This window comes from Companilactobacillus bobalius, assembly GCF_009764355.1.
The window spans coordinates 1-4,998 of sequence record NZ_LNUA01000067.1; the positions used below are offsets into that span (position 1 = coordinate 1).

Genomic DNA, 4,998 nt, shown 5'->3' on the forward strand with positions numbered 1-4,998 from the left:
ATATTCACCGAACACTAGGGTTGCTCTTGCACACTCAAGTCTCGATTCAGCAATTGCTTAAGCTGCCAGCGGAATGCTTTCATCCTAAACCAAAAGTAAACAGTGTCTTAATAAAACTTACCCGCCATACCACAGATGTTCCAGATAAATATTGGAAGCTATATACGTACTTTGTTTCAAAATGGGTCAATCGAGAATATCGTCAACTGTTTACTAAAAATCAGTTTCATCAAGCAATGAAACACGCCAAAGTAAACAATTTAAGTACCATTACTTATGAGCAAGTATTGTCTATTTTTAATAGTTATCTATTATTTAACGGGAGGAAATAATTCTATGAGTCGCTTTTGTAAATGTTGGAGAAAGAGAATAAATCGCTTAAAAACGAAATTAAGGGCATTTACAGAGGTTTTAATCAGTTTATGGAAAATACCCTTGGTGCAACTGTTGGACAAGCTAAAAAGCTCATGAATAACCTTGTGAGCGAAATTAAAGAGTTTGTAAAAGGTGGAGAGTTTGAAAAAATTCATAGAAATGAAACTCGAACACGAGATAGAGATGAATTAAGTCGTTAGAAGCTCATATTTGCGTTTTAAGGCGTTTTAAATCAATTCGAGTATATTTATACCTGTTTGGTCTTTTCGTCGGCATAAGCGTTAAAAATGGCAATAGAAAAAGCTGCAAGGGCGAACGTAGTGAGTGCATTTACCCTTGCAGCTTTTTTTGTTGTCATTTAGCTTTTGCATAGACGACGGAAAGCCAACAGGTGTGAATGTTTAGCTACTTTTCAGAGGCATGATCAAACGCATTGCGTTTGTGGGTGTGGGCAACGCCCGCGGTTTTATTAGTTTTTAGGAATTGGGAAGCAAACTGGGGGGAGATTTTGAAAAAATCGACCAACTCATGGGGGCACTACGACACCCCCCATGTGTCCATTGTCCATTGTCCAAATAGATAAAAAGATTAAATGTCTTGTAAATACCTTTATATGAACGTTTTAAGCACCTATTTCGAGGTGAAAAAAAGTTTTTTGTAAAATCTTGTATTCCTGTCGTATGTATAATATAATTACAGTGTAAAAGAGATTTTGAAGAGAATTGAGGTGTATTTTGTGGTTGAAGTTGAGAAGAAAAAAGTGACTTTATCTTTACCTGTTGAATCGAATGACAAACTAGAAAAAATGGCACAAAAATATGGAATGACTAAATCAGGTTTGGTTACATTTTTAATTAATCAAGCTGATGATAAGGGGACTATTTTTAAATAAAAAAAGCCCTGCTAGGAAGATAGCAAGGGCTCGCAAGATTTGGTTTTCTTTGATTTCGCAACTCAAGTTTATCAAATTTTCCCTTGTTTTCCTAGTAGAGTAACTAGGAAGGTGTAGAAAAATATGGAAAATGAAAATAGAACAGATTGGGCATTGCCTAGAAAGAATTTAAATCCAAAAACTAAACAGCCTTATAAGCGAGGTCGTAACTGGTGGATTGTTGTTTATCCTGAAAGTTTGCCAGAGAATTGGAAAGAGATTATTTCAACTGAACCTGTGGCAATTAGTCCATTACATGATAAAGATGTTAATGCAGACGGAACAAAGAAAAAGCCGCATTATCATATAGTTTTTAATTACAAGGGCAATAAATCATTTGAACAAATGGACGAAATGGCAAGAGCTTTAAGGGCACCGATTCCTGAAAGAATAAGTGGTTTAACTGGTGCTGTTAGATATTTAACGCATATGGATAATCCTGAAAAGTATCAATACGATAATACAGAAATACAAGTGTTTGGTGGATTTGACCTTGAAAGTTGTTTAGCGTTATCTACTGGTGATAAAAGACAAGCGTTAAAAGAAATGCTTGGTTTTATTTCGGATAACAATATTATGCATTTAAAAGATTTTGCTGATTATTGTATGTCTGACCGAGCTCCTGCTGGTTGGTTCGAATTGCTAACAGAGAGGAATACTCTTTTTATAAAAGAGTACATAAAATCGAATTGGCAAAAAGAAAACCAAGTTTATAAAGAGTGAGGAATTAAATAAAAAATATGCCCCCTGCTGAAAAGCCAAGGGGGTTATTTTTTTGTGTTTTAAGAGTTGGATTACATGAGCCAACTCTTTGTTTTTTGTATCAGCTAATTGCACCATAAGGGTGCGCTGATACTCGGCTCAAAAGAGCCGAATAAGCCGTCTGCAAGACCCCTCGGCGAGCCCACCTTTACGAAGTAAAGTATAGTGGGTTATACTTTACATGGAAGCTGTCCCGAAGTTAGGAGTGTTTATATGTCATTTGTAGTGGCGAGAATGCAGAAGGTAAAATCAGGAAATTTAGTTGGGGTAGGTAATCATAATCAGAGAAATACAGACAATCATTCCAACAAAGATATTGATGTTGAACGGTCACATTTAAATTATGATTTGGTCAATCGGACAGAAAATTATAAACGAGATATTGAGCAATTTATTAACGACAACAAATCAAGTAGTCGTGCTGTCAGAAAAGATGCTGTATTAATAAACGAATGGATCATAACTTCTGACAACCAATTTTTTAAAGATAAAGATAGTAAAGAAATTAAAGATTATTTTGAAGTTGCTAAATCATATTTTTCAGAAAAATTTGGTGATGAGAATATCCGCTATGCTCAAGTTCACTTAGACGAAACGACACCGCATATGCACTTAGGAATTGTGCCGTTTAATGACGAACACAAGCTATCAGCAAAGACTGTTTTTAATCGTCAAGCCTTACAAGCGGTACAAGACGAATTGCCAAAGTATTTAAATGAGCGTGGTTTTGAGCTTGAACGTGGCGAAAAAGGGTCAGAGCGTAAAAATTTAACAGTGCCTGAATATAAAAAGGCAAAGGATGAATTAAAAGAGCTGACTACCACGCTGGAACAGCGGAAGTCAGAAGTTTTAGCGTTATCGAACGATAAAACACCAACAATCAAGAAAGAAAGTTTAGATTTAAAAGACGAAACGAAAACGGTCAAAGTACCAAGTGGCGAAACCATTGGTATTGGTAAGTTGCGACATGAATTTACGAAAAATGAAGAACGAAAAACAGGAAATGTGATTATCCCTGAAGATAAATTAAATGCCTTAATACAAGGCTATGAAGATTTATATAAATCGAATGAGAAACTAAAGAAATATGCGGAAACTGATTTACCTAAGCGGATTGACTATGTAAAAGAAAAATACAAGGAAGTAGTGCGTGATTTCAACGATTTAGCAGATAGATATAATAATAATCTAGAGAAAATTGATTCGTTGGAGAAAGAGAATAAATCGCTTAAAAACGAAATTAAGGGCATTTACAAAGGGTTTAAAGAGTACTTTAAAGATTCTAAGCAAGTTACAACTGAACAGGTTAAAACGCTTGTTAGTGGCGTTTTAGACAAAGTAAAAGAATTTGTAAAAGGTGGAGAATTTGAAAAAATTCATAGAAATGAAACTCAAACACGAGATAGAGATGAATTAAGTCGTTAGAAGCTCATATTTGCGTTCTAAGACGTTTTAAATCAATTCGAGTATATTTACACGTGATTATTACTTTTCGTCGGCATAAGCGTTTAAAATGGCTATAAATAATAAAGACAAGGGCGAACAACGTGAGCAACGTTTACCCTTGTCTTTTTATTTTAGGCATTTAGCTTTTGCTGAGCGACGAAAAGTAATTACGTGATAAAGCTACTTTTCAGAGGCATGATCAAACGCATTGCGTTTGTCAGGGGTGGGCGGAAGCCCACGGTTTTTAAAAGGGTTTTTGCGGAGCAAAATACCCTTTTCTTCTTATCTTGATACTATTAGGGGTCCCGAGCGCCTACGAGGAATTTGTATCGATAAGAAATAGATTTAAAAATTTCGCTGTTATTTTGTACATTTAACTTGACGGTGACATCTCTCTATTGTGAGTTATTAGTGGTACAGTTTTCAACCGTTTTAATTATAAAAAAGTGGTGCATTTTTAAATTGGCACAAACAGGTAACGGTTATTGCAGGTGTATTTCTTATCTATGGGTTTAACATGGATTTTATCATTAAAATCATGAGTATTGTCCGAGAGTGATTGGTCTTGCGTATGGTTAACCCTAAAGTTATGGAAATAAGACTTAGAAGCAAACTTAAGAGTGTGTTGATAGTGCATTATCTTAAAATTTTGTATAATAGGAATTGAAGTTAAATTAGATGCTAAAAATTTGTAATTAAGAAGGAGGGATTCGTCATGTTGGTATTCCAAATGCGTAATGTAGATAAAACATCTACTGTTTTGAAACAGACTAAAAACAGTGATTACGCAGATAAATAAATACGTTAGATTAATTCCTACCAGTGACTAATCTTATGACTTTTTAAACAGATAACTAAAATTACAAACAAATCGTTTAACTTCTGTATTTGTTTATAGATGTAATCACTTCAGGAGAGATTACATGAACAAAAATATAAAATATTCTCAAAACTTTTTAACGAGTGAAAAAGTACTCAACCAAATAATAAAACAATTGAATTTAAAAGAAACCGATACCGTTTACGAAATTGGAACAGGTAAAGGGCATTTAACGACGAAACTGGCTAAAATAAGTAAACAGGTAACGTCTATTGAATTAGACAGTCATCTATTCAACTTATCGTCAGAAAAATTAAAACTGAATACTCGTGTCACTTTAATTCACCAAGATATTCTACAGTTTCAATTCCCTAACAAACAGAGGTATAAAATTGTTGGGAATATTCCTTACCATTTAAGCACACAAATTATTAAAAAAGTGGTTTTTGAAAGCCGTGCGTCTGACATCTATCTGATTGTTGAAGAAGGATTCTACAAGCGTACCTTGGATATTCACCGAACACTAGGGTTGCTCTTGCACACTCAAGTCTCGATTCAGCAATTGCTTAAGCTGCCAGCGGAATGCTTTCATCCTAAACCAAAAGTAAACAGTGTCTTAATAAAACTTACCCGCCATACCACAGATGTTCCAGATAAATATTGG

The 4,998-nt window shown here is 34.6% G+C and carries 7 protein-coding genes and 2 pseudogenes; all 9 read left to right on the top strand.

The features are described from left to right. The coding region (locus ATN92_RS14945) for an rRNA adenine N-6-methyltransferase family protein (RefSeq protein WP_234032615.1) at positions 1-332 on the top strand (332 nt) is incomplete at its 5' end. Then, positions 307-378, top strand: a pseudogene (locus ATN92_RS19690) (rRNA adenine methyltransferase); the annotation flags it as partial. The gene ATN92_RS14945 and the pseudogene ATN92_RS19690, both read left to right, overlap by 26 nt. Further along, positions 354-575 (top strand): hypothetical protein, encoded by a 222-nt coding sequence (locus ATN92_RS14950; RefSeq protein ID WP_010712928.1) that lies wholly within the window; start codon positions 354-356, stop codon positions 573-575. The pseudogene ATN92_RS19690 and the gene ATN92_RS14950, both read left to right, overlap by 25 nt. A 536-nt stretch (positions 576-1,111) precedes the next feature. Further along, the gene (locus ATN92_RS14955; RefSeq protein ID WP_002328822.1) at positions 1,112-1,267 is read left to right on the top strand and encodes a protein RepA; all 156 of its coding nucleotides are present in this window, start codon (positions 1,112-1,114) and stop codon (positions 1,265-1,267) included. A 123-nt stretch (positions 1,268-1,390) separates the two neighbouring features. Continuing rightward, entirely contained in the window at positions 1,391-2,029 is a 639-nt protein-coding gene (locus ATN92_RS14960) for a replication protein (RefSeq protein ID WP_056950684.1), read from the top strand. Between the two features lie 252 nt (positions 2,030-2,281). Further along, positions 2,282-3,493 carry a MobV family relaxase gene (gene mobV / locus ATN92_RS14965; RefSeq protein ID WP_074412848.1) on the top strand — a complete coding sequence of 404 codons (1,212 nt, stop codon included), beginning with the start codon at positions 2,282-2,284 and terminating at the stop codon, positions 3,491-3,493. Positions 3,494-4,097: 604 nt separating this feature from the next. Next, positions 4,098-4,181: pseudogene (locus ATN92_RS19440) on the top strand (MLS leader peptide); the annotation flags it as partial. Between the two features lie 48 nt (positions 4,182-4,229). Continuing rightward, positions 4,230-4,313, top strand: coding sequence for a 23S rRNA methyltransferase attenuation leader peptide (locus tag ATN92_RS14975; RefSeq protein ID WP_001814874.1), 84 nt, complete (start codon positions 4,230-4,232; stop codon positions 4,311-4,313). A 124-nt stretch (positions 4,314-4,437) separates the two neighbouring features. Further along, positions 4,438-4,998: 23S ribosomal RNA methyltransferase Erm (gene erm / locus ATN92_RS14980; protein WP_158106804.1), on the top strand; the 561-nt coding region annotated here is incomplete at its 3' end.